This window comes from Pseudomonas sp. 10-1B (assembly GCF_000935045.1).
Lineage (GTDB): Bacteria > Pseudomonadota > Gammaproteobacteria > Pseudomonadales > Pseudomonadaceae > Aquipseudomonas.
Genome location: NZ_JYKS01000033.1, coordinates 40,136 through 66,004 on the forward strand (window position 1 = coordinate 40,136; position 25,869 = coordinate 66,004).

Sequence of the window (25,869 nt, forward strand, 5' to 3'; positions counted from 1 at the left end):
TGCCGGTAGCCATTGGTGATGGCCGCCTGCTAAGCTCGCGGCTTTACCCTGATTGCCCTTATGGCGCATGAACAAGGAAATAGCATGAAACAGCATCGTTTGGCGGCTGCGGTTGCCCTGGTAGGCCTGGTACTGGCTGGCTGTGATCAACAAGCCAGCAGCCCCGAGCTGAAGACTCCGGCACAGAAAGCCTCCTACGGTATCGGCCTGAACATGGGCAAGAGCCTGGCTCAGGAAGGCATGGAAGACCTTGATTCGAAAGCCGTCGCCCTCGGCATCGAAGACGCTGTTGGCAAGAAGGAACAGCGCATCAAGGACGAAGAGCTGGTAGAAGCCTTCACCGCGCTGCAGAAGCGCGCCGAAGAGCGCCTGGCCAAGGCCAGCGAAGAAGCTGCCTCCGCCGGCAAGAAGTTCCTCGAAGAAAACGCCAAGAAGCCAGGCGTGGTCACCACCGCTTCCGGCCTGCAGTATGAAGTGGTCAAGAAGGCCGAAGGCGCGCAGCCCAAGCCGACCGATGTGGTCACTGTCCACTACGAAGGCAAGCTGATCGATGGCAAGGTGTTCGACAGCTCCGTCGAGCGCGGCAGCCCGATCGACCTGCCGGTCAGCGGCGTGATCCCGGGTTGGGTCGAAGGCCTGCAACTGATGCACGTCGGTGAGAAGTACAAGCTGTTCATCCCGGCTGAACTGGCCTACGGCGCACAGAGCCCAAGCCCGCTGATCCCGGCCAACTCGGTGTTGGTGTTCGATCTGGAACTGATCGCCATCAAGGACCCGGCCCAGCTGCAAGGCGCCGAGCCGGAAGCCGAGGCACCGGCCGAAGCCCCTGCTGAAGCGCCTGCCAAGTAATACTGGCTGGCCCACGCAAAACGCCCCGTTCCGACGGGGCGTTTTCGTTTGTGTACCTGGTGGTTGGACGAACCTGTAACTGCTGATACTGTCCGAGGAAATGCAGCTTGCACAAGTACAATGCTTCTGACGCAAATCGTTTGCGCCCCAGGTACCCACGGCATGAAACGACTGTGTAAAAAACGCCCGATCTGACCGGGGCCCTTGCCTGTCAGGCACCTGGGGTCAGAAACTTGGCCCTGTTCACAAGGTTATCCACAATAAATGTGGATAACCTTTTCCCTCTCGGAGGCACCATGAGCGCACCCTGGAATTTCGCCCGCTTCCTGCCCCTGGCCGAGCGCCTGCTCAGCCGTGGCCGGCTGCCGGCCTTGCTGTTCGCGGTGGCCCGCAAGGGCCCGCGCATCGGCCAGCTGCGTGACGACCTGAAGCTGCTGCAGGGGCTGTGCCTGGCCTGGTGGCGCGGCGAATACCGCGCCATCAGCCCCAAGGCACTGGTCACCATCGTGGCCGGCCTGCTGTATTTCGTCAGCCCCATCGATGCCATCCCCGACTGGTTGCTGGGCGTAGGTTTCCTCGATGACATCGCGGTACTCGGTTGGGTGCTCAAGACCGTGGCCGACGAACTGGCGCGTTTCAAGGCCTGGCGCGACAGCCAGGCGCCCGAACGGCTGCGTGTGGTCGAGCGGCTGCCTGCCACCCCCGAAGCGCTGCTGCTGGAGCGCAACAAGTGAAATTGGCCTGATCTGCACAGACTCCCGGAGTTGGTAATATAATTGGCATAAGGATTATGCCTACGGATTACATGCGGTAATCCTTTTGAGGGGTTTGTAATGGGTATTCAGGTCATCAGCCGGGACGGTCAACCCGAGTACGCCGTCGTTCCTTGGGCGCAGTACCAAGCGTTGCTCAAGGCCGCGGGGCAGGCGCCTGCCGAGGCGGTTGTCGTTGAGGAGCAAGGCAGCGCGGCCAGTGCGCCTTTGCCGGCGTTCAGCGAAGTCGCGCAGATTCGCCAGGCCAAGGGCATCGCCCCTGAGCAACTGGCGCGCAATGTGGGGGTAAGCCCGGCTTACCTGGCCATGATCGAGTCGGGCGAACGTCAGCCGGACGCTGCCATTCGCCGCGCCCTGGCCTGGCACCTGGGGGTGGCTGGCTGGAGTGAGCCGTCATGAGCCAGGTCAGGATCAGCCGCCAGCACTGGGATAACCTGCTGGGCGAGCTTGACCTGGCCCGTCGTCAACGTCACTTGCTGACCTACCGAGCGCTGATCGAGCGCTTGCAATTGCCCAGCCCGGCCATGCAGACGCTCACCGCCGCGCTGGAGTACCTGGCGGTGCTGGATGCCCGGGCCGAGCAGCCATTGCGCAGCTCGCTGGTGATCAGCCAGGGCGCCAGCCGTTTGCCACGTACCGGCTTTTTTGAGTGCGTAGAGCGCCTGGGGCGCTTTTCCGGGCCGGTCGATGGCATGGAGGCAGCGTCGTGGCACGCCTCCGAAGTGGTTCGGGTATTCGAGTACAGCTATCCCGAAACGGCCTGAGTCGTTACCTGTTCCGGCCCTATCGCCGGCAAGCCAGCTCCCACAGGTACAGCGCAAGGCTCAAAGCCTGTGGTGAACCTGTGGGAGCTGGCTTGCCGGCGATAGGGCCATGACAGGCAACGCATCCCGGTGAATCAAACCACAAGGCCTGCCATCGGCATCCACCACCTGCAATGCATCCAGATGCTGGTGCCGACCAAACATCTCCAGCAACCCGAAACGGCCTGAACGCGGATCCTTGTGGGAGCGGCCTTGCGTCGCGAAAGGGCTGCGCAGCAGCCCCAGATTCTCAGCTTCGCCGCAAAGAATGCCGGGGCCGCTTTGCGGCCCTATCGCGACACAAGCCAGCTCCCACAGGTACAGCGCAAGGCTCAAAGCCTGTGGTGAACCTGTGGGAGCTGGCTTGCCGGCGATAGGGCCATGACAGGCAACGCATCCCGATGAATCAAACCACAAGGCCTGCCATCGGCATCCACCACCTGCAATGCATCCAGATGCTGGTGCCGACCAAACATCTCCAGCCGCGGATCCTTGTGGGAGCGGCCTTGCGTCGCGAAAGGGCTGCGCAGCAGCCCCAGATTCTCAGCTTTGCCGCAAAGAATGCCGGGGCCGCTTTGCGGCCCTATCGCGACACAAGGCCGCTCCCACAGATACAGCGCAAGGCTCAAAGCCTGTGGTGAACCTGTGGGAGCTGGCTTGCCGGCGATAGGGCCATGACAGGCAACGCATCCCGGTGAATCAAACCACAAGGCCTGCCATCGGCATCCACCACCTGCAATGCATCCAGATGCTGGTGCCGACCAAACATCTCCAGCAACTGCGCAATCGTGGCATTCAGCCGCACCGTCGGCTGTTCAGCCAAGGGCATGCTCATCAGCACCGGTAGCGACTGGCTTTCCCGTATCCCCAGCTCCTGCGGCCGCCCCAGCAGGTAGCCCTGCACCAGGTCTACGCCCATCTCCACCAGCACTGCCAGCTCCTCGGCCAGCTCGATCCCTTCGGCAATCACCTGCGCCTTCGATGCCCGCGCAATCTGCAGGATGGAACCGACGAACTCGCGCTTGAGCGGGTCGCGGTGGATGCCGTCGATGAAGTGCCGGTCGATCTTCACGTATTCGGGGCGCAGCTCCGACCATAAGCGCAGGCTCGAATAACCAGCCCCCAAATCGTCAAGGGCAATCGAGAAGCCCATGTCGCGGTAGTGGTGCAGGGCCGTGGACAGCAGCTGGAAGTCGTCGGTCGGGGTGTGCTCGGTCAGCTCGATCACCACCCGGCTGGGCGGCAGGCCGACCTGTTCGAGCAGCTTGAGGGTCAGGCCGGACGGGTAGTGCGGCTCCAGCAGCGACTCTGGCGAGATGTTGAGAAACAGCTTGCCCTGCAACTGCTGTTCGCTGAAACGCCGGCAGGCACTTTCCCGGCAGGCGGCTTCCAGCTCGGTCAGGCGGCCGGCCTGGCGGGCGACGGTGAACAAGTTGAGCGGCGCGTGCAGCGGGCTGTTGGACGGGCCGCGGCTCAGCGCCTCATGGCCGAACACCCGTTGTTGGCTCAGGCACATGATCGGCTGGAACAGACTGTGAATGCTGCGTTGAGCCAGGATGGCGCTCAAGGCACTGAGCTGTTCGGCAACGGTCATGGCGTATTCCTGAAAGTGAAAGGGCCGGGCGTTTGCACGCCCGGCCCCTCTATTTCACGACAGCGCGATGACTGTTTGATGACAGGTCGCATTAATCTGCCATCATTGGCTTACTTCTTGGCCACCTTGGTGCTCGCACTCAGGTAGTCGATCAGGATGCGACCGGTTTCGGCCAGGTAGGCGTCGTCTTCGGGCTTGGTGTTTTCATCCTCGGTCGGCAGCGCGTCCTCGTCCTCTTTCTTCAGCTCCTTCAGCGGCTCTTCACCCTTGGCCTTGCGGCGGATGTTCTCCAGGGCCAGCTGCTTGGCTTCGATGTCGTCGTGGCGTGCACGGCGCTCCTGCTCGTTGAGGCTGACGGTTTTCTCGGCCATCAGCTTCTGGGTCAGGGCCAGGCGGTCGCGAATGTAGGTGAACTCCGCGTCCTTGCCGCTACGTGCTTCATGCTGCGCCTTGAGCTGGGCCAGGAACGGCTTGAATGGGTCGGCCGCCGACTTGACCACCGGGCGGATGGTATCCCACGGCATGGCCTCGGGCAGGGCACTCTCGCCGATTTCCTTGGTGTCGATGATCGACGGGTAGTCGATGTCCGGCAGCACGCCCTGGTGCTGGGTGCTCTGCCCGGAAACCCGGTAGAACTTGGCCAGGGTCAGCTTCAGCTCGCCATGGTTGAGCGGCTGGATGGTCTGCACGGTGCCCTTGCCGAAGGTCTGGCCACCGATGATCAGCGCGCGGTGGTAGTCCTGCATGGCACCGGCGAAGATCTCCGAGGCCGAGGCCGACAGGCGGTTGACCAGCAGCGCCAGCGGGCCTTTGTAGAAGGCACCGGGGTTTTCGTCTTCCAGTACGTCGACGCGGCCATCGCTGTTGCGCACCAGCACGGTCGGGCCCTTCTCGATGAACAGGCTGGTCAGCTCGGTGGCTTCCTGCAGCGAACCACCGCCGTTGTTGCGCAGGTCGATGACCACGCCGTCGACTTTTTCCTTCTGCAGTTCGGTGAGCAGCTTCTTCACGTCGCGCGTGGTGCTCTTGTACTCCGGGTCACCGGCGCGGTAGGCCTTGAAGTCCAGGTAGAAGGCCGGGATCTCGATGATGCCCAGCTTGTAGTCACGCCCGTCCTGCTTGAGCTTGAGCACCGACTTCTTCGCCGCCTGCTCTTCGAGCTTGACCGCTTCGCGGGTGATCGACACGACCTTGCTGGTCTGGTCGCTTGGCGCATTGCTTGCCGGGATGATTTCCAGGCGCACCACCGAGCCTTTCGGGCCACGGATCAGCTTGACCACTTCGTCCAGGCGCCAGCCGACCACGTCGACCATTTCCTTGTTGCCCTGGGCCACGCCGATGATCTTGTCGGCCGGGGCCACCTGCTTGGTCTTGGCCGCCGGGCCGGCCGGCACCAGGCGCACGATCTTGACCTGGTCGTTGTCGCTTTGCAGCACCGCGCCGATGCCTTCGAGCGACAGGCTCATGTTGATGTCGAAGTTTTCCGCGTTGTCCGGCGACAGGTAGTTGGTGTGCGGGTCGTAGGACTGGGCGAAGGTGTTGATATAGGCCTGGAAGATGTCCTCGGCACGGGTCTGGTCCAGGCGCGACAGCTGGTTCTTGTAGCGCTTGGTCAGGGTTTCCTGGATCTGCTTGGGTTCCTTGCCGGCGATCTTCTGGCGCAGTACCTCGTCTTTCACGCGCTTGCGCCACAGCTCGTCGAGCTGGGCCTGGTCCTTCATCCACGGGGCGTCCTTGCGCTCGACCAGCAAGGTTTCCTTGGCGGTGAAGTCCATCTTGTCCACGCCTTTGTTCAGCTCGGCCAAGGCGAAGTCCAGGCGTTGCTTGACGCGGTCCAGGTAACGTTTGTAGATGGTGAAGCCCGGGTCCAGGTTACCGCTCTTGAGGAAATCGTCGAATTGCGTTTTCCATTTGTCGAATTCGGCGATATCGGCGGCGGTGAAGTAGCTGCGCGATGGGTCCAGCAGCTTGATGTAGCTGTCATAGATGATGAGCGAACGGGCATCGTCCAGCGGCGGCTTGCTGTAGTGGTGGCGCTTGAGCAATTCCACCACGTTGAGGCTGGCGACGATCTCGTCGCGGTCCGGCTGCAGGCTGTCCCACTTGTTGGCGGCCGCCGCATTGCCGCCGAGCGTGAGGCTGCCCAGGCCGATCATCAGGGCCAGGGCGGTGCTTGGGAGGAAATGCTTCATGCTGATTCGACGTGGGGGCAATTGATCACGCATAGTAGGCCGTCTTTTCCGTTCGCCGGTTCCATCGGAGCCGGGCGCATACTGCAAAAAGCCTGGGACATAGCTATCCCAGGCTCGGTCATATGATTCAACTATGGAGGCACTGTGAAGGCATTGCAAGGCGTTGACGGACATGTGGCTTGGGTCGAGGCCGAGCGCCCGGCTTGTGACGCGGGCCAAGTGCGCATTCGCGTGGCTGCGGCGGGGCTGAACCGCGCCGATCTGTTGCAGATGAAAGGTTTGTACCCGCCACCGCCAGGTGCCAGCCCGTACATGGGCCTGGAGTGTTCCGGGGTGGTCGAAGAGGTGGGCGCCGGTGCCGACTGGCGGGTGGGCGACCGCGTTTGCGCGCTGCTGGCCAGTGGCGCCATGGCCGAGGAAGTGGTGGTGGATGCCCGTCACGTGCTGCCGGTGCCCGAAGGCCTGAGCCTGCACGAAGCGGCGGCGTTGCCGGAGGTGTATGCCACCGCCTGGCTGAACATCTTCCAGCTCGGTGCCGTGAAGGCTGGCGAGAAGGTGCTGGTGCACGCTGGCGCCAGCGGCGTGGGCTCGGCCGCCATCCAGCTGTGCAAGGCATTCGGCAGCCCGGTGTGGGTCAGTGTCGGTTCGCAGGACCGCCTGGCCTATTGCCAGGCGCTGGGCGCGGCGGGTGGCGTGGTGCGTAACCAGAACCTGGATGAGCTGGAAGCTATCGGCCCGTTCGATGTGATTCTCGACCCGGTCGGTGCCAGCTACGGCGAACTCAACCTCAAGCTGCTGGCCCGCGACGGGCGCTGGGTGATCATTGGCCTGATGGGCGGGCGCAAGTTCGAGCTGGACTTGGCACAGGTGCTGGGCAAGCGCCTGGAGATTACCGGGTCCACGCTGCGCAACCGTGATGACAGCTTCAAGGCCGAGTTGCTGCGTGAACTGCAGCAGCAGGTGTGGCCGCTGTTCGCCGAAGGGCGCTTGTCGCCGCAATTGGTCGATACCTACCCGGTGGAGTTTGCCCAGGCAGCGTATGCCGAGCTTGAGAGCAACCAGGTGTCGGGTAAGCTGGTGATGGTGATCGACCCTGGCCTGGTGTAAGCAGGTCAGGCCCTTTCGCGGGTAAACCCGCTCCTACATTGGATCGCACAATGTTCGAAATTGTGGCGATCCAATGTAGGAGCGGGTTTACCCGCGAATAGGCCGGCACAGCCCATAAAGACTTTCAGCTCCAGCTCAAGATCGGCCACCCATTGATCTCGGCATGCTCGCGCAACACTGCATCGGGGTTCACCACATGCGGGTGATCCACCTTCAGCAACAACGGCAGGTCATTGCGCGAATCGGAATAGAAGCTCGCCCCCTCCAGGTTCTCCTGCTCCTGGTCCAGCCATTCCAGCAAGCGGGTGATCTTGCCCTCGCGGTAGGTCAGCACCCCATGGGTCTTGCCGGTATACACCCCATTGACCGCCTCCAGTTCGATAGCCAGGTACTCATCCACCCCCAGCCGCGCCGCAATCGGCCCGACCAGGTGGGTGCCGCTCGCCGAAATGATCAGGATACGGTCGCCACGCTTGCGGTGCTCGGCGATGCAGCGGCAGGCGTCGCCGAAAATTATCGGTTCGATGACGTCTTCCACCCACGGCTCGACCAGGTGCTCGACCTCTTCCAGGGTGCGCCCGGCAATCGGTTCCAGGCTGAAGGCCATGTACTCCTCCATCTGCAAGTGGCCTTTGCCGTAGGCCTCCATCAGCTCATGGTCGCGGCGCACGAATGCCTTGCCGTCGACCCAGCCCAGCCGGGCCATCTGCTCGCTCCACAGCGACGCGCAGTCGCCGTGGATCAGGGTTTCGTCCAGATCGAAAATTGCCAGTGCCATGCGTGAATCTCCTTAGGCCACTTCCCGTAGCGCCGTGGGGTCGATCGACAAGCTTACCCGCTGGCCGTCCGCGTGCAGGTCGGCCGGCGAGCGGTTGAGCACGTCGACCACCAGCTCCACCTCGCGCACCCGCACCCGGTAGCGGATCACGTTGCCGAGCAGGCTGTGACTGCGTACTTCGGCGTCCAGTTCACCGTTGACACCCAGGGTGATCGACTCTGGGCGGATCGCCAGGCGGCTGGCCACCGGGCGCTGCAGCAGGCGGCTGGCGCTGTCGGCGTCGAGCAGGTTGTAGTTGCCGATGAAACCGGCGGCGAACAGGTCCACCGGCGCGGTATAGAGGGTTTCGGCATCGCCGCTCTGGACGATGCGCCCCTGGTTCATCAGGAAGATGCGGTCCGACAGGGTCAGCGCCTCTTCCTGGTCGTGGGTGACGAAGATGGTGGTCAGCCCCAGCTCGCGCTGGATAGCGCGAATTTGCTCGCGCAAGTGCTTGCGGATGCGCGCATCCAGCGCCGACAGCGGTTCGTCGAGCAGCAGCAGGCGCGGGCGGGTGACCAGCGAGCGGGCCAGGGCCACGCGCTGGCACTGGCCGCCAGACAACTGGTGCGGGTAACGCCCGGCAAAGTTGCCCAGCTCCACCAGCTCCAGGGCCTCGCGCACCCGCGCCTGGCTTTCATCGGCCTTGACCTTCTGCATGCGCAGGCCAAAGGCGACGTTCTGCTCCACGGTCATGTTGGGGAACAGCGCATAGCTCTGGAACACCATGCCGATGCCACGCTTTTGTGGGCTCAGCGGCACGATGTCGTGGCCGTCGAGCAGGATCTGCCCGTGGTCCACCGGAGTCAGCCCGGCGATGCAGCGCAGCAAGGTGGACTTGCCGCAACCGGACGGGCCGAGCAGGGTGACGAACTCGCCGCGTTCGATGTGGCAGTCGATGTTCTCGAACACCGGGCTGCCGGCGTAGCTTTTTTGCAGTTTCTGTACGCTGACGAAGCTCATGTCAGGTCTTGTCCTTGTTCAGGCGGTTGGCGACCCAGGTCAGTACCAGCACGAAGGCGAAGTACGAGATCACCAGCGCGCTGTTGAAGTGGCCGCTGCTGTTGCGCATGTTGTTCAGGTACACCTGCAGGGTCTCGTAGCGGGTGCCCACCAGCAGGTTGGCGAACACGAATTCGCCGAACAGGAACGAGAACGACAGCAGCAGCGCCACCATCAGGCCTTTGCGCAGGTTTGGCAGCACCACCAGCAACGCTGCCTGCCAGGTGCTGGCGCCCAGCAGTTGGGCGGCATCCATCAGGTCGCGCAGGTTGATCGCCTGCAGGTTGTTGGTGATGGCCCGGTACATGAACGGCAAGGCGATGGTGAAGTAGCAGCCAATCAGGATCCACGGCGTGCCGACCATGGCCATCGGCCCGCTGCCATACAGCTGCAGCAGCCCCACCGACGACACCACCGGCGGTACCGCGAACGGCAGCAGGATGAGGATGTTCATCAGCGCGTCGAGTTTGGGGAAGTGGTAGTGCACCACGAACAGCAGCGGCAGGATCAGCACCACCGACAGCAGCAGCGCGCCGACGCACACCAGCAGTGACTGGCCGAAGGCGGCCAGGAAGCGCGGCTCGCTCCACAGCGCTGCGTACCATTTCAGGGTCAGGCCGCTGGGCAGCAGGCTGGCCGACCAGCTGGTGGCCAGCGAGTAGAGCAGGGTGCCGGCCAGTGGCAGCAAGAGGATCAGGAACAGCAGGTAGACCACGGCACGGTGGTACCAGCCGCCGGAGCGGGCGTCAGCGCGCATGGTAGCTCCTTTTCAGCAGCCATTGATGCACCACCGTGACCAGCGTCATCAGCCCCACCAGGACCATGGCCAGGGCGCTGGCCAGGTTGGGATCGAGGCTGATGTCACCGGCCACCAGCCCGGCGATGCGGATGGGCAGGACGTTGAAGTTGCCGGTGGTCAGGGCGTACACGGTGGCGTAGGCACCCAGGGCGTTGGCCAGCAGGATGACGAAGGTGCCGAGCAGTGCCGGGGTCAGTACGGGCAGGCCGATGTGCCGCCAGTATTGCCAGTGGCTGGCCCCCAGCAGCGCGGCCGACTCGCGCCAGTCTTCGCGCAGGGCGTCGAACGCGGGGTAGAGCAGCAACACGCCAAGCGGGATCTGGAAGTAGGTGTACACCAGGATCAGCCCGCTCTTGGAATAGATGCTGAAATCCTCCAGCAGGCCGACCTGCTTCAACAGCAGGGTCAGCGCGCCGTTGAAACCGAGCAGGATGATGAAGGCGAAGGCCAGTGGTACCCCGGCGAAGTTGCTGGTCATGTTGGCGAAGGCGCTGACGAAGTCGCGCAGCTTCGAGTCCACCTGGCGCAGCGAATAGGCGCCGAGGGTAGCGATGACGATGCCGAACAGGCTCGACCAGAAGCTGATCTCCAGGCTGCGTTGCAGAGCCTGCAGGTAGAACTTCGAGGCGAACACCTTGCTGAAGTTGGCCACGCCCCAGCCTGCTTCCGATTGCAGGCTGCTGACCGCTACCCAAGCCAGCGGGGCGATCTGGAAGATGACGAAGAACACGGCGAATGGCAGCAGGCACAGCAGGGCCAGGTAGCGGCCACGGGCGCCGCTGCTCTTGGCTGTAGTCACTTCAGCAGCTCCCGGCAGACGGTCTTGTCATGCGCCGCGCCGAGCAGTTCGCAGATGGTCCCGCACAGCTCGGTCTGCAATGGCTTGGCGGCCGGGTCCAGGCTGAAGGCGTCGCCGAAGACGAACAGCGGCACTTCGCGCTCCTCGGCCAGCAGGCCGTTGTGCGAGCGATCGTTGTTCATGCCATGGTCGGCGGTGACCAGCACCTGGTAGCCCTCTTCGAGCCAGCCCGGCAGGTAGTCGGCCAGCAGGATGTCGACGCTGCGTGCGGCATTGCGGTACTGGCTGCTGTCCAGGCCGTGGCGGTGGCCGATATCGTCGACGCTCATCGGGTGCACCAGCAGGAAGTTCGGTGCATGGCGGCGGCGCAGGTATTCGCCATCGGCCAGCAGGTGCGAATCGGGGTAGCGGTCGTCCCAGTAGAACAACCCGTGCTGGATCGGCAGCTTTGGCGCGTGGGTATGGCGGTCGCGCTGCGCGTCGAAGGGCGAGCGGTTGTACAGCTCGCTCATCCAGTGATAGGCCGCCGCCGCAGTGCCCAGGTTGGCTTCGCGGGCGTAGTGGAACACGCTGCGCTGGTTGGACAGGCGGTTGACGTTGTTGTGCACGATGCCGCTGTCGATCGGCGGCACGCCGGTGAGGATGCATTCGTACAGTGGCCGTGACAGCGACGGCAGTTCGCATTCCACGCGGTACAGCGCGGCACGGTCGGCCTCGACGTAGGCGTGCAGGTGGCCCATGGCATGGTGCGCGACCTGGTAGTTGAGGCCGTCGAGCAGGACCAGGATGACGTTGTGTTGCATGGTGGCTCCCAATGAGCTGCAAGCTTCAAGCTACAAGCTACAAGAAGAAGCCGGCATGTCGATCACCTGCTTTCACTTGCAGCTTGCAGCTTGAAACTTGAAGCTTCTTCATTCCATCTCGATGATCACTTGCTCCTGCCACTTCTGTGGCAGTGCCTTGGAAGTGGCTTCCCAAACCTCGGCATTCTTGATCGGCTGCGCCGCCTTGTACTGCTCGTTCGGCAGCAGCTTGGCCTGCACATCTTCCGGCAGCTTCAGGTGCTCGGCACGGATCGGCCGTGCATGCCCCTTGGCCAGGTTGATCTGCCCGGCGTCGCTGAAGATGTATTCACGGGTCAGCTTGGCCGCATTCGGGTGCTTGGCGTACTTGTTGATGATCGTGGTATAGCCGGAAATCACCGAGCCATCCGAAGGGATCAGTACTTCAAAACGCTTGGGGTCGATTTGCTCACGGTAGCTCAGGCCGTTGAAGTCCCACACCACGCCGACTTCCACCTCGCCCTTCTCCAGGGTCTGGATGGTCGGGTTGGCCAGCGACAGGCGCTTCTGCTGGGCCAGTTTGGTGAACAACTGCAGGCCCGGCTCGATGTTGCTCTCGTCTCCCTTGTAGGCGATGGCTGCAGCCAGCACGCCGTTGGCGGCCTGGGCAGCGGTGCCGACGTCACCGATGGCGACCTTGTACTTGCCTTTTTCCAGGTCATGCCAGGAGCTTGGGCGTTCGCCTTCCTTGACCAGGTCCTTGTTGATGATGAAGGCAATGGTGCCGGTATAGGCCAGCGCCCAGTAGCCATCCTGGTCCTTGGCCCATACCGGTACCTGGTCCCAGGTGCTTGGCTTGTATGGCTGGCTGACACCCTTGGTCACGGCGATCGGGCCGAAGGCGGCACCGACGTCGCCGATGTCGGCACTGGCGTTGTCCTTCTCGGCGTCGAACTTGGCGATTTCCTGGGCCGAGCTCATGTCGGTATCGCTGTGCTTGAGGCCGTACTTGATGGCCAGGTCTTCCCAGGTGCCTTTCCAGTTGGCCCAGGCATCAGGCATGCCCACGCTGTTGATGGTGCCTTCCTTGCGGGCGGCGTCTTCCAGGGCCTTGAGGTCGGTGTCGGCGGCCATGGCCGTGGTGCACAGGGCGATGGCCGAACCGAGCAGTGACGCCATGAACAACTTTTTCATCCGAAGCTCCTTGATATGGGTGCCTTTAGCGATCGTTGTTATGAGTGAAGCCGTTGTCTGGTGACCGTTGGTCTAGGTCAGCAAAGCTTGAGCCAAGGTAGGTCGCTTGCGTGACAATTTGATGTAGGGCAACGCCTGAAGCGGCTCTGAGACTACAGCGTAGACCACGCAACTAGCCCGGTTTTGCTGCGTTGGCGCGTTTCTGGCAGTGCCTGCTCCGGGCCTTTGTCACGGGATGTTCATCAGCCCTGCCTAGGCTGCACTAATCTTCACAGGCCCCTTTGTGGGGCTGGACTAGTCCAGATAGGTAACCTTTTGATGCAGTCGACCTCCCCGCGTGCGGTAACAGCCATCTGCCATGCCCTGCAGGAGCAGATCGAGCACGGCCTGCTGGCACCGGGCGGCAAGCTGCCGGCCGAGCGCCGGCTCAGCGAGGTATTCGATACCACGCGCATTACCCTGCGTGAGGCGCTGGCGCAGCTGGAAGCCCAAGGCTTGATCTACCGCGAAGAGCGCCGCGGCTGGTTCGTCGCGCCCGAGCGGCTGACCTACGACCTGATCGAGCGCAGCCACTTCCATGCCATGGTGCGCGACCAGGGGCGGGTGGCCAGCACCGAGTTGCTGTCGGCACGGCTGCAGCCGGCCTCGGCGGCCATTTGTGCGCGCTTGCAACTGCCGGCGTTGTCCAGTGTGGTGCGTATCTGCCGGTTACGGCGCATCGATGGGCGGGCGGTGTTGTATGCCGAGCATTACCTCAACCCACGCTACTTCCCGGAGGTTCTCGAACAGGACCTGGCGCAGTCGCTGACCGAGATTTACGGGCGGGTGTATGGCATCGAGTATGGGCAGGTGTGCTTCGAGATCTTGCCCACGGCGTTGCCGGTGGAGGCGGCCGGTGCCTTGAAGGTGTCGGCGGGGAGCCCGGGGTTGCACATTACCCGGGTCAACAGTGACCAGCATGGCCATCTGATCGACTGTGACCTGGAGTATTGGCGGCATGATGCTATCCGCATCCGTGCACAGGCCGGATAAGGTGTTGGCTTCTTCGCGGCGGTTCGACGCCTCGATAAACCCGCTCCTACAGGCCTGTGAGCATCCTGTAGGAGCGGGTTTACCCGCGAAGAGGCCCTAACTGGAGGAAGTGGTTTCTGCCATCCCACCGCCCCCCGCGGTAACCACCTGCACCGACAGCCGCGGCGTCGCCAGGTCCAGCCCCGCTTCGTCCAGCTGCCGCTTCAGCGCCAGGTTGAACGCCCGCGATACCTCCCACTGCTTGATCGGCGCGGTCTTGAACCGCGCCCGCAAGATCGCCGACCCCGACTCGAAGCTCTCCACCCCCTGCAGCTCCAGCGGCGACCAGATGTTGCGGCGCATCAGTGGGTCATTGCGCAGCTTCTGCCCCACCTCGCGAATCAAGGTAATCGCCTGGTCGATGTTCATGCTGTGCGGGATGGCCACGCGGAAGATCGCGTAGCCGAACTCCCGCGAGTAGTTCTTGATGCTCTTGATCTCGCTGAACGGGATGGTATGGACGATGCCGTCGATATCCCGCAGGCGCACGGTGCGGATGGTCAACCCCTCCACCGTGCCCAGGTGCCCGCCCACATCCACGTAGTCGTCGATGGCCAGCGAGTCTTCGATGATGATGAACAGCCCGGTGATCAGGTCGGCCACCAGCGACTGCGCACCAAAGCCGATGGCCAGGCCGATCACACCGGCACCGGCCAGCAGCGGGGTGACGTTCATGCCCATGTTGGCCAGGGCTACGATCACGGCGATGATGAAGATGACCACGAACATCACGTTGCGGATCAACGGCATCATGGTTTGCGCACGGGCGTTGGCCAGGCCGCGGCGCGAGCGTACCAGGGCGTGGTGCACGGCGGTATCGGCAAGGATCCACACCAGCCAGGCGACGATCAGTGTGCCGGCCAGGCCCAGCAGGCGCAGGCTCACCTCGTGGCCGTCGCCCTCGGCGAAGCTGATCATCGACAGGCCCCACACGCGCAGGCCCAGTTCGATGAACACCAGCCAGATGAACAGGTGCACCAGCAGGTAGCCGAAGTTGCGCAGGCGCTCGGCGTATACCGCCTGGCGCTTGTTGGCGCGCTTGGGGTTGGCGGCGTGGCGGCGCACCAGGCCGTTGAGCACCATGCACACCACCACCAGCACCGTGCACATCAGCGACTGGCGCAGCGCGGTACTGGTATCGCCGGCGGAGACGAAGGTGGCGAACAGCGAGATGGCCACCAGGATCAGCGCTGGAATGAACCAGAAGCTGCCGAGGATTTCGATGGTGTCGCTGAGGGTGCGCCGGGTCAGGCGCCGTGACAGCGGCTGGTTGCGAATCAGGTGGGCGATCGGGCGGCGGAAGCGCAGGATGAACAGCCCGGTGCACACGGCCGCGACCACATTGGCCAGGGTCGCCAGGGCATGGGCCAGGTGGGTGCCGAGGGCGACGGTCAGCCGTGGGTCGCTCATCGCTTCGCCAAAGGCGGCGAAGCTGCCGATCAGCCACAGCGGGCGGAACGCCTGGTGGCGCAGGATGTACAGGGCGCGATGGCGGTGCGGGCCGTCGAGCAACGAGAAGGCGATCACGCAGATGGCCGAGAAGCAGGTGCCGACCACCAGCGCGTAGGCCAGCACCATGGCCAGCGACTTGCCCAGCGACGGCGGCAGCACGAAGCTCAGGTACACGGTGAACACCAGTGCCACCAGCCATGGGCCGAGCTTGCGCAAGGCAAAGCGCACCAGGTCCCAGGTACGCGGGTGCTGCGGCAGTTCCTCGCTCAGGCCGAAGCGCAAGCGCACGCGATGGCCGACCCAGTTGAAGGCGTAGGCCAGCACGCTCCACACGGCGATGACGGCGGCAAAGCCGAACAGGATCGCCGGCCACTGGTGCACCGGCACCATCAGTTCCGCCAGTTCGGTCTGGGCTTGGTCTATTTCCGTGGCCCAGCGGTGGAACGGGCTGTCATTGCCGCTGAACTGTTTTTCGAAATCATGCAGGGCGCCGCCGATCAGGCCCAGCACGCCCTGTTCGACGGTGGGTTGCGATTGCTTGGTGGCGTCGCGCAGCTTTTTCAGGTCGGCCAGCAGCTTGGCCCGCTGCTGGTCGTTTTCCAGGTTCTTGATCACCTCGTCCAGCGACTTGCCCAGCGGCTCGCTGGCCTGCGGCTGTGCGGGCGCGCTGCCGCCAAGCAGGCCGGGCAGGCCCGCCGCCTGCAGCGGAGTGATGAACAGTACTAACAGCAGGAACAGGTAACGCAGGAGGGCAGGCACTGGCAAATCTACCTCAGGTCAAACGATTGACCGAGTGTAGAGGTTTATGACGGCAGTTTCTCCAGGATCTTCCAGCAGGTGAGGCCAAAGATGCCCAAGGTGCCGATCCACATCATCAGCACACCGATATTGCGCTCGCGCAGGCTGAAACCGATGGTCAGCAGCATCAGGAACAGGAACACCGGCACGAACAGGGACAGGAACGGGGACATGGACAGCAATCCTTTTGCAATGGGGCCATGTAACAAGCATAGCGGGTTGGGCAGATGGGGGGATTGACCTTGAGCAGGTCTGGCCCTATCGCCGGCAAGCCAGCTCCCACAGGATCACCACAGGCCCAGGCATTGTGAGGGACCTGTGGGAGCTGGCTTGCCGGCGATAGGGCCAGACCTGGCTAATCGAGTCTCAGGGCAACTCGCGGCTACGGTAGAAGGCGGTCAGCACCTTCACCAGGTGGGCCAGGTCATGGCTGCCGCACAGCTCGCGAATCGAATGCATGGCGAAGGTCGGCAAACCGATATCCACCGTGCGCACGCCCAGATGGCTGGCAGCGATCGGCCCGATGGTCGAGCCGCAACCCATGTCGCTGCGCACCACGAAGCTTTGCACCGGCACTTCCTCGGCCATGCACAGGTGGCGGAAGAACCCGGCGGTTTCGCTGTTGGTGGCGTAGCGCTGGTTGTTGTTCACCTTGATCACCGGCCCGGCGTTGAGCTTGGGCCCGTGGTTGCCGTCGTGCTTGTCGGCATAGTTGGGGTGCACGCCATGGGCGTTGTCGGCCGACACCATCAGCGAGCGCTGGATGGTGCGCACGTAGGCATCGCCATCGGGCAGCAGGCGCTGCAGGGTCTGCTCCAGCATCGGGCCGTCGGCGCCACAGGCCGAACAACTGCCGACTTCTTCGTGGTCGTTGCACACCAGCACGCAGGTCTCGTCGCTGTCTGCCGCCAGCAGGGCCTGCAGGCCGGCGTAGCACGACAGCAGGTTGTCCAGGCGGGCGCCGGCGATGAAGTCGCCGTTCAGGCCGATGAGCGCGGCGTCCTGGGTGTCGTAGAAGCTCAGCTCGTAATCCAGCACCACATCGGCGATCAGCTCGTGCTCGCGGGCCAACTGCTCGGTGAGCAGGGCGCGGAAGTCGATGCGTTCGTCACCGGCCACCTGGGCGAGGATCGGCGGCAGTTCGTTCTGTGGGTTGATCGCCCAGCCTTCGTTGGCGGTGCGATTCAGGTGGATGGCCAGGTTGGGGATGATCGCGATCGGCAGCTTGAAGTCGATCAGCTGGCTTTCGACCTTGCCGTCACGGCGGTAGGTGACCCGCCCGGCCAGTGACAGGTCGCGGTCGAACCACGGCGCCAGCAGGGCGCCGCCATACACTTCCACGCCCAGTTGCAGGAAGCCCTGGCGCTGCAGTTCGGGCTGCGGCTTGACCCGCAGGCACGGGCTGTCGGTATGGGCGCCGACCATGCGGATGCCATTCAGCAGCGGCGCCTGCTTGCCCAGCTTGATGGCGATGATCGAAGAGTCGTTACGGGTGACGTAATAGCGACCGCCAGGCACTGTGGCCCAGCTGTCGCGCTCGTCCAGGCGCTGGTAGCCGGCAGCCTCCAGGCGCTGGGCCAGGCTGGCGGTGGCGTGGAAGGGCGTGGGGGAGGCCTTGAGGAAGTCGATAAGGCCAGAATTCAGTGCGTCGCGCATGGCTCACTCCAGACAGCAGTGGCGCGAGTTTAACGCAGAATGTCGACAATTTGTGGCTGCCTCTTCGCGGGCTTGCCCGCTCCCACAGGGATAACACTGCATTCGAAACCTGTGCAGTACCTGTGGGAGCGGGCAAGCCCGCGAAGAGGCCGGTGCAGCCACCGAGAAATCAGAAGGGTGCAGGGCACTCGAACTTCAACCGCTCCCCCGAGACCGGGTGGGTGAAGCTCAGCATCGAGGCATGCAGGCACAGCCGCTCATGTGCTGCCAGGGCCTCGGGGTTGGCATACAGGCGGTCACCCAGCAGCGGATGCCCGATCGACAGCATGTGCACGCGCAACTGGTGCGAGCGCCCGGTAATCGGCGTCAGCTCGACCCGGCAGTGATCACCGCAGCGCTCGACGATGCGCCAGAAGGTCAGCGCATGCTTGCCTTGCTCGTGGTCCACCACATGCCGCGGCTTGGTCGGCGGGTCGTAGCGCAGCGGCAGGTCGATGCTGCCGCTGTCCAGCGCCGGCTGGCCCCAGCACAGCGCGGTATAGGCCTTTTCGGTTTCGCGGTCGTGGAACTGGCGCGACAGCTCGCGATGGCTGTCGGCATCGCGGGCCAGCAGGATGATGCCGGAGGTTTCCCAGTCCAGGCGGTGCACGATCAGCGCGTCGGGGTAGCCGTTTTGCTGCAGGCGGGTGATCAGGCAGTCCTTGTTGTCTTCAGCGCGGCCGGGCACCGACAGCAGCAGGGTCGGTTTGTTGATCACCAGGATGGCGGCGTCTTCGTGCAGGATCTGGATGTTCGACAGCGGCATTGCTTGGTCTCGGTTTTAGCGGGGGAAAACAGCGGGGCCGCTTTGCGGCCCTTCGCGGGCAAGCCCGCTCCTACAAAGGGCATGCATTCCCCTGTAGGAGCGGGCTTGCCCGCGAAGGGCTGCAAAGCAGCCCCAAATTGCCAATTGCGCGGATCAGCGATCCGGCAAGGTGATGTTCAGCTCCAGAATCGAGCAGCTGCCCTGGTTTTCCAGCTCGATATGCACGTCATCGTTGCCGATGTTCACATACTTGCGGATCACTTCCAGCAGTTCTTTCTGCAATGCTGGCAGGTAGTCCGGCTCGCTGCGTTGGCCGCGCTCGTGCGCCACGATGATCTGTAGACGCTCTTTCGCTACCGACGCGCTGGACTGTTTCTGTCTGCCACGAAAGAAGTCAAAAAGGTTCATGGTTTACTTGCCTCCAAACAGGCGCGCGAAGAATCCTTGCTTCGGCACTTCGATGAACCGCAGGGGCTTTTCTTTACCCAGCAGACGGTCGACGGTATCGCTATAGGCCTGGCCGGCATCGCTCTGGTCGTCGAGGATGACCGGGATACCCTGGTTGGAAGCCTTGAGCACTGCCTGGCTCTCGGGGATCACGCCCTTGAGCTTGATCGCCAGGATTTCTTCGACGTCGGCGATGCTCAGCATCTCGCCCTTTTCCACGCGCTCGGGGTGGTAGCGGGTGATCAGCAGGTGTTCCTTGATCGGCTCTTCGCCGTTTTCGGAGCGGCGCGACTTGCTCGACAGGATGCCCAGCATGCGGTCGGAGTCACGCACCGAGGAAACCTCGGGGTTGGTCACCACGATGGCTTCGTCGGCGAAGTACATGGCCAGGTGCGCGCCTTTCTCGATACCGGCCGGCGAGTCGCAGATGACGAACTCGAAGTTTTCCTTCAGCTCCATCAGCACCTTTTCCACGCCTTCCTGGGTCAGCGCGTCCTTGTCGCGGGTCTGGCTGGCGGCCAGCACGAACAGGTTCTCGAGGCGCTTGTCCTTGATCAGGGCCTGCTGCAGGTTGGCTTCGCCGTTGACCACGTTGACGAAGTCGTACACCACGCGGCGTTCGCAGCCCATGATCAGGTCGAGGTTACGCAGGCCCACGTCGAAGTCGACGATGACGGTCTTGTGGCCACGCAGTGCGAGGCCGGTACCAATGGCGGCGCTGGTGGTGGTCTTGCCCACACCCCCCTTGCCGGAAGTAACCACGAGAATCTTGGCCAAGGTGTTTCACCCCTAAAAATAAGTCGGGACAGGTGCCCCGGCAAAATGCAAAAAACGGCAACAGTTAAAGAAAGTTGCTCTGAAAATGACGGCAAGTATCCGTTAAAGACGGGTGATGTTCAACACGTCACCGGACAGGCTGACTTGCACGCTGGTGCCCCACAGCGGGTCGCGGCGCAGGTCTTCGCAGACCTTGTACTGGCCGGCGATGGAGACCATTTCCGCGGTCATCTGCTGGCAGAAGATGCGCGCCTTGGTATTGCCTTTGATGCCGGCCAGGGCCCGGCCGCGCATGGCGCCGTACACATGGATGTTGCCATCGGCCAGAAGTTCCGCACCCGGGCTGACCGAGCTGGTCACCACCAGGTCGCCGCCCTGGGCGTAGATCTGCTGGCCGCCGCGTACTGGCGCAGTGATGATGCGGGTCGGGCGCACCTCGGGTTCAAGGATGGGTGGCGGGGCTGGGGCCGGCTCGGGCTTCTTTACCTCGGGCTCGGGTTCCAGCGGCCGTTCGCGGGCGCCCGACGGCGGCAGCACCGGCAGGTCGATGGCGATGGCGGCGGCGATGTCCTCGATGCGGCTGGCGCGGATGGCCAGGGTGCGCAGGCCGTGGTGGCGGCAGATCCGCATCAAGCCGGGCAGGTCGATTGCCCCCTCGTCGGCCGGCAGCTTGTCCAGTGCCAGCACCAGCGGCGTGTTGCTGAAGAAGTTCGGTGCCTGGGCGACCTTGGCCGCCAACTGGCGGTCGAGGGCTTCAAGGTCATTGCGTGCCAGTTCCAGTACCGTGATGGCGAGCATGCTGCCCTTGAGCTGGAACACGGAGGCGGTGTCGGGTGTGTGGTTTGGGCTCATGGTCTGCATAGACGGCTTGTTGCGGAAAAAGTGCCCTGACTTATAACGAGAACACCGGTTGCCCGCAACATGCGCTGATCCGTTGTAGAATGCGCGGCCTTTGTCTTTCCGGATGCATCAATGGAACGCCCGCGTTTTCGTCCCTATTTCCTTCACCCAAAGTTCTGGGGCCTGTGGCTGGGCCTGGGCCTGCTGTGGCTGGTGGTTCAGTTGCCATACCGGGTCCTGTTGAAAGTCGGTGCCGCGCTGGGTGCCGTGATGTATCGCTTTGCCGGTGAACGGCGGCGCATTGCCGCGCGCAACCTGGAACTGTGCTTCCCGGAGCTGTCTGTCGACGAACGGCAGCGCTTGCTCAAGGCCAATTTCGCCTCCACCGGTATCGCCTTCTTCGAAATGGCCATGAGCTGGTGGTGGCCCAAGGCCAGGCTGGCGCGCCTGGCCCATGTCGAAGGGCTGGAGCACCTGCAGGCCGCCCAGCAGGCGGGGCAGGGCGCGATCCTTATGGCGGTGCACTTCACCACCCTGGAAATCGGCGCCGCGCTGCTGGGCCAGCAGCACACCATCGATGGCATGTACCGCGAGCACGGTAACGCGCTGTTCGACTTCATCCAGCGCAGCGGCCGCGAGCGCCACAACCTCGACTCGCTGGCGGTGGAGCGCGAGGACGTGCGCGGCATGCTCAAGCTGCTGCGTTCGGGCCGGGCGATCTGGTACGCGCCGGACCAGGACTACGGCGCCAAGCAGAGCCTGTTCGTGCCGCTGTTCGGTATCCCGGCGGCGACAGTGACGGCGACCACCAAGTTCGCCCGGCTGGGCAAGGCACAGGTGATCCCGTTCACCCAGAAGCGCCTGGAAGATGGCAGCGGCTATCGTCTGGTAATTCACCCGCCGCTGGCGGACTTCCCCGGCGAAAGCGAAGAGGCCGATTGCCTGCGCATCAACCAGTGGGTCGAGAGCGTGTTGCGCGAGTGCCCCGAGCAGTACCTGTGGGCGCATCGCCGATTCAAGTCGCGGCCCCCAGGGGCGCCACGGCTGTATGAGAAGAAAAAGCGCTGAGTCTTGTTTTGCCTGTGCCGGCCTCTTCGCGGGCGCGCCCGCTCCCACAGGATTTCCACAAGTCCGGCCATTGTGCGGTCTTGTGGGAGCGGGCAAGCCCGCGAAGAGGCCGGGCCTGAAAACAGCTGATCCAGGAAGGAACCCATGGCCCCACCCCCGGTAACTGGTCTCATCCTCTCTGGCGGCGGCGCCCGTGCCGCCTATCAGGTAGGTGTACTTGCCGGCCTAGCCGAGCTGTTGCCCGCTGGCGCGCACAACCCATTCCCGGTCATCGTCGGCACCTCCGCCGGGGCCATAAACGCCGTCACCCTGGCCAGCGGCGCCAACCACTTCAATGAAGCCGTGCAACGGCTTACCGCGTTCTGGCAGAATTTTCGCAGCCACCTGGTCATCCGCAGCGACTGGCCCGGGGTGGTGCGCCAGGCCAGCCGTTTCGTCGGCCATAGCCTGCTTGGCCTGGGCGGCCAGGCGCCGGTGGCGCTGCTGGACAGCAGCCCGCTGCACGGCTTGCTGAAGGCGCACCTGAACCTGGACGGCATCGCTCACGCCTTGGCCGCTGAGCAGTTGCGCGCCGTGGCAGTGACCGCCTTCGGCTACGAGTCCGGCCAGGCGGTGACCTTCTATCAGGGCCGCGGCACCATCGAACCCTGGCTACGCCACCGCCGAATCGGCGTACCCACGCCGTTGACCATCGACCACCTGCTGGCCAGTGCGGCGATTCCGCTGCTGTTCGCCCCGGTGCAGCTGGGCGACGAGTATTACGGTGATGGCGCGGTACGCCAGTCGGCACCGATCAGCCCGGCCTTGCACCTGGGCGCCAGCCGGGTGCTGGTGGTCGGGGTCAGCGGCAACCCGCAGCGGCCAGCGCCGCCGTTGCCGACCCAGCGCGTGTTCAGCGGGCGGCAGCCGAGCCTGGCGCAGATTGGCGGGCACATGCTCAACAGCACCTTCATCGACAGCCTGGAAGACGACATCGAACTGCTGCAGCGCCTGAACCACCTGAGCCGCCTGTTGCCGGCACACCTGGACGCCCGGCGCCTGGGCCTGGCGCCGATCGAGGTGCTGGTGGTAGCGCCCAGCCAGCCGCTGGACGAGATTGCCGCGCGCCACCGGCGCGAGCTGCCGGCGGCGTTGCGCCTGTTCCTGCGTGGGCCGGGGGCTACGCGGACCAGTGGGGCGGGGGTGTTGAGCTATTTGCTGTTCGAGGCCAGCTATTGCAGTGAGCTGATCGAACTGGGACGGCGCGATGCCTTGGCCAAGAAGCGCGAGTTGTGCCAGTTCCTGGGGATTTGATATTGCCTGTGCCGGCCCTATCGCCGGCAAGCCAGCTCCCACAGGACCCCACAATGCCCGGGCCTGCGGTGAGGCCAGTCCAGGCAAGACAGTTGCTACCACAGGAGGGCACCGCCCTTAGGTAATGTGCAGTCCCCTGTGGGAGCCGGCTTGCCGGCGATAGGGCCGGCACAGGCTTACTCGGCTATCTGCAACTTGCGCGCCTGGGTATACACATACCGCACCTTCTCGTACTCGAACGGCGAGTTCAGCTGGCCATAGCGGAAGTTGGTGGTATAGCGCTTGTCTACCACGCGCAGGGCAATGATTTCCGGGTGGTCGCTGCTGGCTTCGGCCACGTTCAGGTAGTTGATCGCCTGCTCACCCGCATAATCCACCACCAGCCCGGTGGTATCGCGCAGGTTCGACGGCCCCAGCCCCGGCAGCATCAGGTACGGCCCGTCCGGTACGCCGTAAAAGCCCAAGGTCTGGCCAAAGTCCTCGCTCTGCCGTGGCAGGCCCATCTTGGTCGCCGGGTCCCACAGGCCACCGACGCCGATGATGGTATTGAACATCAGCCGCGCGGTGATCTGCGCCGAACGCTTGGCCTTCAGTTGCAACACGCTGTTGAACAGGTTCGGCACATCGCCCAGGTTGTTGAAGAAGTTGCTCACCCCGGTGCGCACGAAACGCGGGGTGACGTACTGGTAGCCGTTCACCAGCGGCAGCAGCACCCACTGGTCCAGGCGGTAGTTGAAGTGGTAGATGCGCCGGTTGATCGACTCCAGCGGGTCGTACACGTTCAGCGCTTCCAGGGTGGAGCGTTCGAACTCGCGCTGGTCCAGCCCCGGGTTGAATTTCAGCTCGCGCAGCGGGTCGAGAAAACCATCGGCCTCGGGCGTCAGCGGCGCGGCAGTCACTTGCGGGTCGGCCTCGACCACGCTGGCCCGGGGCGCGGTTTCTGCGCCCAGGGCCTGGCCGGCGGCAAGCAGGGCAGTGGCGAAGAGGAGTTTGTTAACCACGGAAGAACTCCAGCATGGCGTCACTGTTGACGCGGTAATTGAGGTTGCCGCAATGGCCGCCGAGGGGGTAAAGGGTCAGGCGGTCACCGAACACCTTGCGCAGGAAGCCGATGTCGCCGGGGCCGAGGATGACGTCGTCGGCGTTATGCATCACGGCAACCTTCGGGCTGGCCTTCAGGTAATCCTCCAGGGCATACAGGCTGGCCTGGTTGACCAGTTGCAGGATGCTGTTGCCGTCGGTGCGGGCGCGCCACATGGGGATGACCTGTTCGGTCATGTAGCACTCGAAGTCGCATTGCAGGGCACGCTTGAAGAACGGTGTGAGGCTGCTGCCTTCGGTGATCGGGAACTTCGGCGGAATGATCAGGCCGCGGCGGTTGATCAGGTCGGAGGTGAAGGCGATGTCGGCCGCCGAGAAGCGGAACGAAGTGCCGATCAGCATGGCCATCTGTTCGTTGGACAGGTGCTGTTTCGACTGCTGGAAGTCGTACAGCAGGGCGTCGTTGAGGTCGATGTAGCCCTTGTCCTGGAAGTAGCGGGTGAGTTTGCTCAGCATCAGCTCGTAGAAAGTGGTGCTGCGGTCGATGCCCTTGACCTGGGTTTGCACCAGCTTGTCGAGGTTGTTGATCGAGGTGTACAGGTTGACCGGTGGATTGAGCAGCAGCACGCGCTTGAAGTTGAAGCTGCGACGGGTTTCGTCCAGGTGGCTGACGAAGGCGGCGTCGAGCGCGCCCAGGCTGTAGCCGGTGAGGTAGAAATCACTGACCGGCAGGCGCGGGTGCTGGGCGCGCACGGCTTGCATCACCCGGTACATGTCTTCGGCGTCTTCCTGGCTGATGCCCGGGGTGGCGAAACGCGAGGCGGCGCTCATGAAGTCGTAGCTGGTGGGTGACGACAGTTGCACCACATGGTAGCCGGCCTGGTAGAACAGCTTTTTCAGGTATTCGTTGATGCTGCTGGTGTAGGGCGCGCCGGTGCCGGCGATGATGAAAATCAGCGGCGCCTCGCGATCCTGGCGGGCCAGGCGGTACTTGAGCTTTTTCACCGCCCAGAAGTTGTCGGGCAAGGTGAACTCACGCTCCGGGCGCAGGTTGAGGCTGTAGTCGGACTGGGTGATTTCGTCGTCGCTGGGCAGGGTGGGGCGTTGGTCCGGCGGCGTGGTGGCGATGGTCGCCTCGAACGGGTTGGTCAAGGGGTAGCCATAGCTTGCGGCGTCGATATCTCGCGCCGAAGCGGCCACAGCCATTAGCAGGCTGCCGAGCAAGGCAGCGAGGCGCAAAGATCGAAGCATGTAATCCCCCAAAAGAACGCAAGGTCGAGCAATGTGCAGGCTAGGACCACATCAGGCCGGGCAAAGTTGCCAAGTGCGGTGGTCTTTGGTGTGCTTGCTACCTGCAACATAGCTGCAGGGTGGTGATTTTGCCTTATGAGAACACTTGGGTGATCATCGATTTCGTCAATAGCGATTGTAGGAAAACCAGGATGTCTCGTTCGTTGCCAGCTGTGCTGCTCCTGCTATTCCTGGAGCTGTGGCTCGCGGCCAGTTATGGCGTGCGCTATGGGCTGATGGAGGATGGGCAGTGGGTGGGCCTGTGCAGCACAGCGACGGCATACTGGCAGTGCGAGGTGCGGTCGCTGCTGGGGTTGGGCATTCATCACCAGGTGATGGCCTGGGGTGGGTTGGGCCTGGCGCTGCTGGCGCAGGTGGTTGCTGGTCGTGGCGGCTGGTGGTTGGCGGTATTGGCGCTGGTGTTCGCGGTGCCGGCGCTGGTGCTGTATACCGCCAGCATTGCGGTGTTCGCGTTGGTGCTGGCGGGGTTGCGGTTGGTCAGGCAAACGCAGTGAGGCTGGCAGGGGCCGCTTCGCGCCCCATCGCCGGCAAGCCAGCTCCCACAGGGACCGCACAGGGCTTGCGGCCTATGCGGTCGAGGTGGGAGGTTGGCAGGGGCC

The 25,869-nt window shown here is 63.6% G+C and carries 27 protein-coding genes and 1 pseudogene; 9 read left to right on the plus strand and 19 right to left on the minus strand.

The features are described from left to right. Window positions 1-84: 84 nt before the first annotated feature. The 4 genes from TZ03_RS18410 (at window position 85) to TZ03_RS18425 (ending at window position 2,386) form a co-directional block, all read left to right on the plus strand. Entirely contained in the window at window positions 85-849 is a 765-nt protein-coding gene (locus TZ03_RS18410; RefSeq protein WP_051099629.1) for an FKBP-type peptidyl-prolyl cis-trans isomerase, read from the plus strand. Window positions 850-1,145: 296 nt separating this feature from the next. Continuing rightward, a complete protein-coding gene (locus TZ03_RS18415; RefSeq protein WP_051099630.1) occupies window positions 1,146-1,583 on the plus strand; it encodes a YkvA family protein in 438 nt (145 codons plus the stop codon). Window positions 1,584-1,682: 99 nt separating this feature from the next. Next, window positions 1,683-2,021 carry a helix-turn-helix domain-containing protein gene (locus TZ03_RS18420; protein WP_051099631.1) on the plus strand — a complete coding sequence of 113 codons (339 nt, stop codon included), beginning with the start codon at window positions 1,683-1,685 and terminating at the stop codon, window positions 2,019-2,021. Continuing rightward, window positions 2,018-2,386: a hypothetical protein gene (locus TZ03_RS18425; RefSeq protein ID WP_013971408.1), complete on the plus strand. Its 369-nt coding sequence runs from the start codon at window positions 2,018-2,020 to the stop codon at window positions 2,384-2,386. The genes TZ03_RS18420 and TZ03_RS18425 overlap by 4 nt, the downstream gene beginning before the upstream one ends. Window positions 2,387-2,446: 60 nt before the next feature. Here the strand turns inward: TZ03_RS18425 and TZ03_RS32015 are convergent, their stop codons facing one another. The 4 genes and pseudogenes from TZ03_RS32015 to TZ03_RS18445 form a co-directional block, all read right to left on the minus strand. Beyond that, entirely contained in the window at window positions 2,447-2,761 is a 315-nt protein-coding gene (locus TZ03_RS32015) for a hypothetical protein (protein WP_051099632.1), read from the minus strand. Next, a pseudogene (locus tag TZ03_RS30495) lies at window positions 2,758-2,907 on the minus strand (diguanylate phosphodiesterase); the annotation flags it as partial. The gene TZ03_RS32015 and the pseudogene TZ03_RS30495, both read right to left, overlap by 4 nt. Window positions 2,908-3,050: 143 nt before the next feature. Then, the gene (locus tag TZ03_RS18440) at window positions 3,051-4,019 is read right to left on the minus strand and encodes an EAL domain-containing protein (RefSeq protein ID WP_051099634.1); all 969 of its coding nucleotides are present in this window, start codon (window positions 4,017-4,019) and stop codon (window positions 3,051-3,053) included. Between the two features lie 110 nt (window positions 4,020-4,129). Then, window positions 4,130-6,211 (minus strand): carboxy terminal-processing peptidase, encoded by a 2,082-nt coding sequence (locus tag TZ03_RS18445; RefSeq protein WP_177328483.1) that lies wholly within the window; start codon window positions 6,209-6,211, stop codon window positions 4,130-4,132. Between the two features lie 144 nt (window positions 6,212-6,355). Between TZ03_RS18445 and TZ03_RS18450 the strand changes: the two genes are divergently transcribed. Then, complete coding sequence (locus tag TZ03_RS18450) at window positions 6,356-7,318, plus strand: NAD(P)H-quinone oxidoreductase (protein ID WP_051099636.1); 963 nt, start codon at window positions 6,356-6,358, stop codon at window positions 7,316-7,318. 124 nt (window positions 7,319-7,442) lie between these two features. Here TZ03_RS18450 and TZ03_RS18455 read toward each other — a convergent pair whose 3' ends face one another. The 6 genes from TZ03_RS18455 to TZ03_RS18480 all read right to left on the minus strand — a co-directional run bounded on the left by TZ03_RS18455 (window position 7,443) and on the right by TZ03_RS18480 (window position 12,711). Then, on the minus strand, window positions 7,443-8,096 hold the full coding sequence (locus TZ03_RS18455; protein WP_051099637.1) for an HAD family hydrolase: 654 nt from the start codon (window positions 8,094-8,096) through the stop codon (window positions 7,443-7,445). Window positions 8,097-8,108: 12 nt separating this feature from the next. Then, window positions 8,109-9,098, minus strand: coding sequence for an ABC transporter ATP-binding protein (locus TZ03_RS18460; protein ID WP_051099638.1), 990 nt, complete (start codon window positions 9,096-9,098; stop codon window positions 8,109-8,111). A gap of 1 nt (window position 9,099) precedes the next feature. Further along, on the minus strand, window positions 9,100-9,894 hold the full coding sequence (locus TZ03_RS18465) for an ABC transporter permease (protein WP_051099639.1): 795 nt from the start codon (window positions 9,892-9,894) through the stop codon (window positions 9,100-9,102). After that, entirely contained in the window at window positions 9,884-10,735 is an 852-nt protein-coding gene (locus TZ03_RS18470; RefSeq protein ID WP_051099640.1) for an ABC transporter permease, read from the minus strand. The genes TZ03_RS18465 and TZ03_RS18470 overlap by 11 nt, the downstream gene beginning before the upstream one ends. Then, window positions 10,732-11,538: an alkaline phosphatase family protein gene (locus TZ03_RS18475; protein ID WP_051099641.1), complete on the minus strand. Its 807-nt coding sequence runs from the start codon at window positions 11,536-11,538 to the stop codon at window positions 10,732-10,734. Before TZ03_RS18475 ends, TZ03_RS18470 begins: the two co-directional genes overlap by 4 nt. Window positions 11,539-11,646: 108 nt before the next feature. Further along, on the minus strand, window positions 11,647-12,711 hold the full coding sequence (locus tag TZ03_RS18480) for an ABC transporter substrate-binding protein (protein ID WP_051099642.1): 1,065 nt from the start codon (window positions 12,709-12,711) through the stop codon (window positions 11,647-11,649). 318 nt (window positions 12,712-13,029) lie between these two features. Here TZ03_RS18480 and TZ03_RS18485 point away from each other — a divergent pair, with 318 nt between their 5' ends. Next, a complete protein-coding gene (locus tag TZ03_RS18485) occupies window positions 13,030-13,743 on the plus strand; it encodes a UTRA domain-containing protein (RefSeq protein WP_051099643.1) in 714 nt (237 codons plus the stop codon). A gap of 96 nt (window positions 13,744-13,839) precedes the next feature. On the opposite strand, the gene TZ03_RS18490 is transcribed toward TZ03_RS18485, so the two are convergent. From TZ03_RS18490 to minC, 7 genes are all read right to left on the minus strand, one after another. Beyond that, complete coding sequence (locus TZ03_RS18490; protein WP_051099667.1) at window positions 13,840-15,993, minus strand: mechanosensitive ion channel family protein; 2,154 nt, start codon at window positions 15,991-15,993, stop codon at window positions 13,840-13,842. 44 nt (window positions 15,994-16,037) lie between these two features. After that, on the minus strand, window positions 16,038-16,205 hold the full coding sequence (locus TZ03_RS31265; RefSeq protein WP_170929313.1) for a hypothetical protein: 168 nt from the start codon (window positions 16,203-16,205) through the stop codon (window positions 16,038-16,040). 193 nt (window positions 16,206-16,398) lie between these two features. Then, window positions 16,399-17,688 (minus strand): M18 family aminopeptidase, encoded by a 1,290-nt coding sequence (locus tag TZ03_RS18495; protein WP_051099644.1) that lies wholly within the window; start codon window positions 17,686-17,688, stop codon window positions 16,399-16,401. Between the two features lie 169 nt (window positions 17,689-17,857). After that, window positions 17,858-18,493, minus strand: a complete 636-nt coding sequence (locus TZ03_RS18500; protein ID WP_051099645.1) for an RluA family pseudouridine synthase — start codon at window positions 18,491-18,493, stop codon at window positions 17,858-17,860. A gap of 153 nt (window positions 18,494-18,646) precedes the next feature. After that, on the minus strand, window positions 18,647-18,901 hold the full coding sequence (gene minE / locus TZ03_RS18505; protein ID WP_021782476.1) for a cell division topological specificity factor MinE: 255 nt from the start codon (window positions 18,899-18,901) through the stop codon (window positions 18,647-18,649). A 3-nt stretch (window positions 18,902-18,904) separates the two neighbouring features. Then, on the minus strand, window positions 18,905-19,717 hold the full coding sequence (gene minD, locus TZ03_RS18510) for a septum site-determining protein MinD (protein WP_051099646.1): 813 nt from the start codon (window positions 19,715-19,717) through the stop codon (window positions 18,905-18,907). Between the two features lie 102 nt (window positions 19,718-19,819). Continuing rightward, on the minus strand, window positions 19,820-20,578 hold the full coding sequence (gene minC, locus TZ03_RS18515; RefSeq protein ID WP_051099647.1) for a septum site-determining protein MinC: 759 nt from the start codon (window positions 20,576-20,578) through the stop codon (window positions 19,820-19,822). 111 nt (window positions 20,579-20,689) lie between these two features. On the opposite strand from minC, the gene TZ03_RS18520 reads away from it, so the two are divergent. Both TZ03_RS18520 and TZ03_RS18525 read left to right on the plus strand, forming a co-directional pair. Continuing rightward, window positions 20,690-21,625: a lipid A biosynthesis lauroyl acyltransferase gene (locus tag TZ03_RS18520; protein ID WP_051099648.1), complete on the plus strand. Its 936-nt coding sequence runs from the start codon at window positions 20,690-20,692 to the stop codon at window positions 21,623-21,625. Between the two features lie 144 nt (window positions 21,626-21,769). Continuing rightward, window positions 21,770-22,918 carry a patatin-like phospholipase family protein gene (locus TZ03_RS18525; protein WP_051099649.1) on the plus strand — a complete coding sequence of 383 codons (1,149 nt, stop codon included), beginning with the start codon at window positions 21,770-21,772 and terminating at the stop codon, window positions 22,916-22,918. A 176-nt stretch (window positions 22,919-23,094) separates the two neighbouring features. Here TZ03_RS18525 and TZ03_RS18530 read toward each other — a convergent pair whose 3' ends face one another. Beyond that, window positions 23,095-23,838 (minus strand): VacJ family lipoprotein, encoded by a 744-nt coding sequence (locus tag TZ03_RS18530; protein WP_051099668.1) that lies wholly within the window; start codon window positions 23,836-23,838, stop codon window positions 23,095-23,097. A gap of 73 nt (window positions 23,839-23,911) precedes the next feature. Further along, window positions 23,912-25,210: a serine/threonine protein kinase gene (locus TZ03_RS18535; RefSeq protein ID WP_051099650.1), complete on the minus strand. Its 1,299-nt coding sequence runs from the start codon at window positions 25,208-25,210 to the stop codon at window positions 23,912-23,914. Window positions 25,211-25,401: 191 nt separating this feature from the next. On the opposite strand from TZ03_RS18535, the gene TZ03_RS18540 reads away from it, so the two are divergent. Then, the gene (locus TZ03_RS18540) at window positions 25,402-25,764 is read left to right on the plus strand and encodes a hypothetical protein (RefSeq protein WP_051099651.1); all 363 of its coding nucleotides are present in this window, start codon (window positions 25,402-25,404) and stop codon (window positions 25,762-25,764) included. Window positions 25,765-25,869 lie beyond the last annotated feature (105 nt).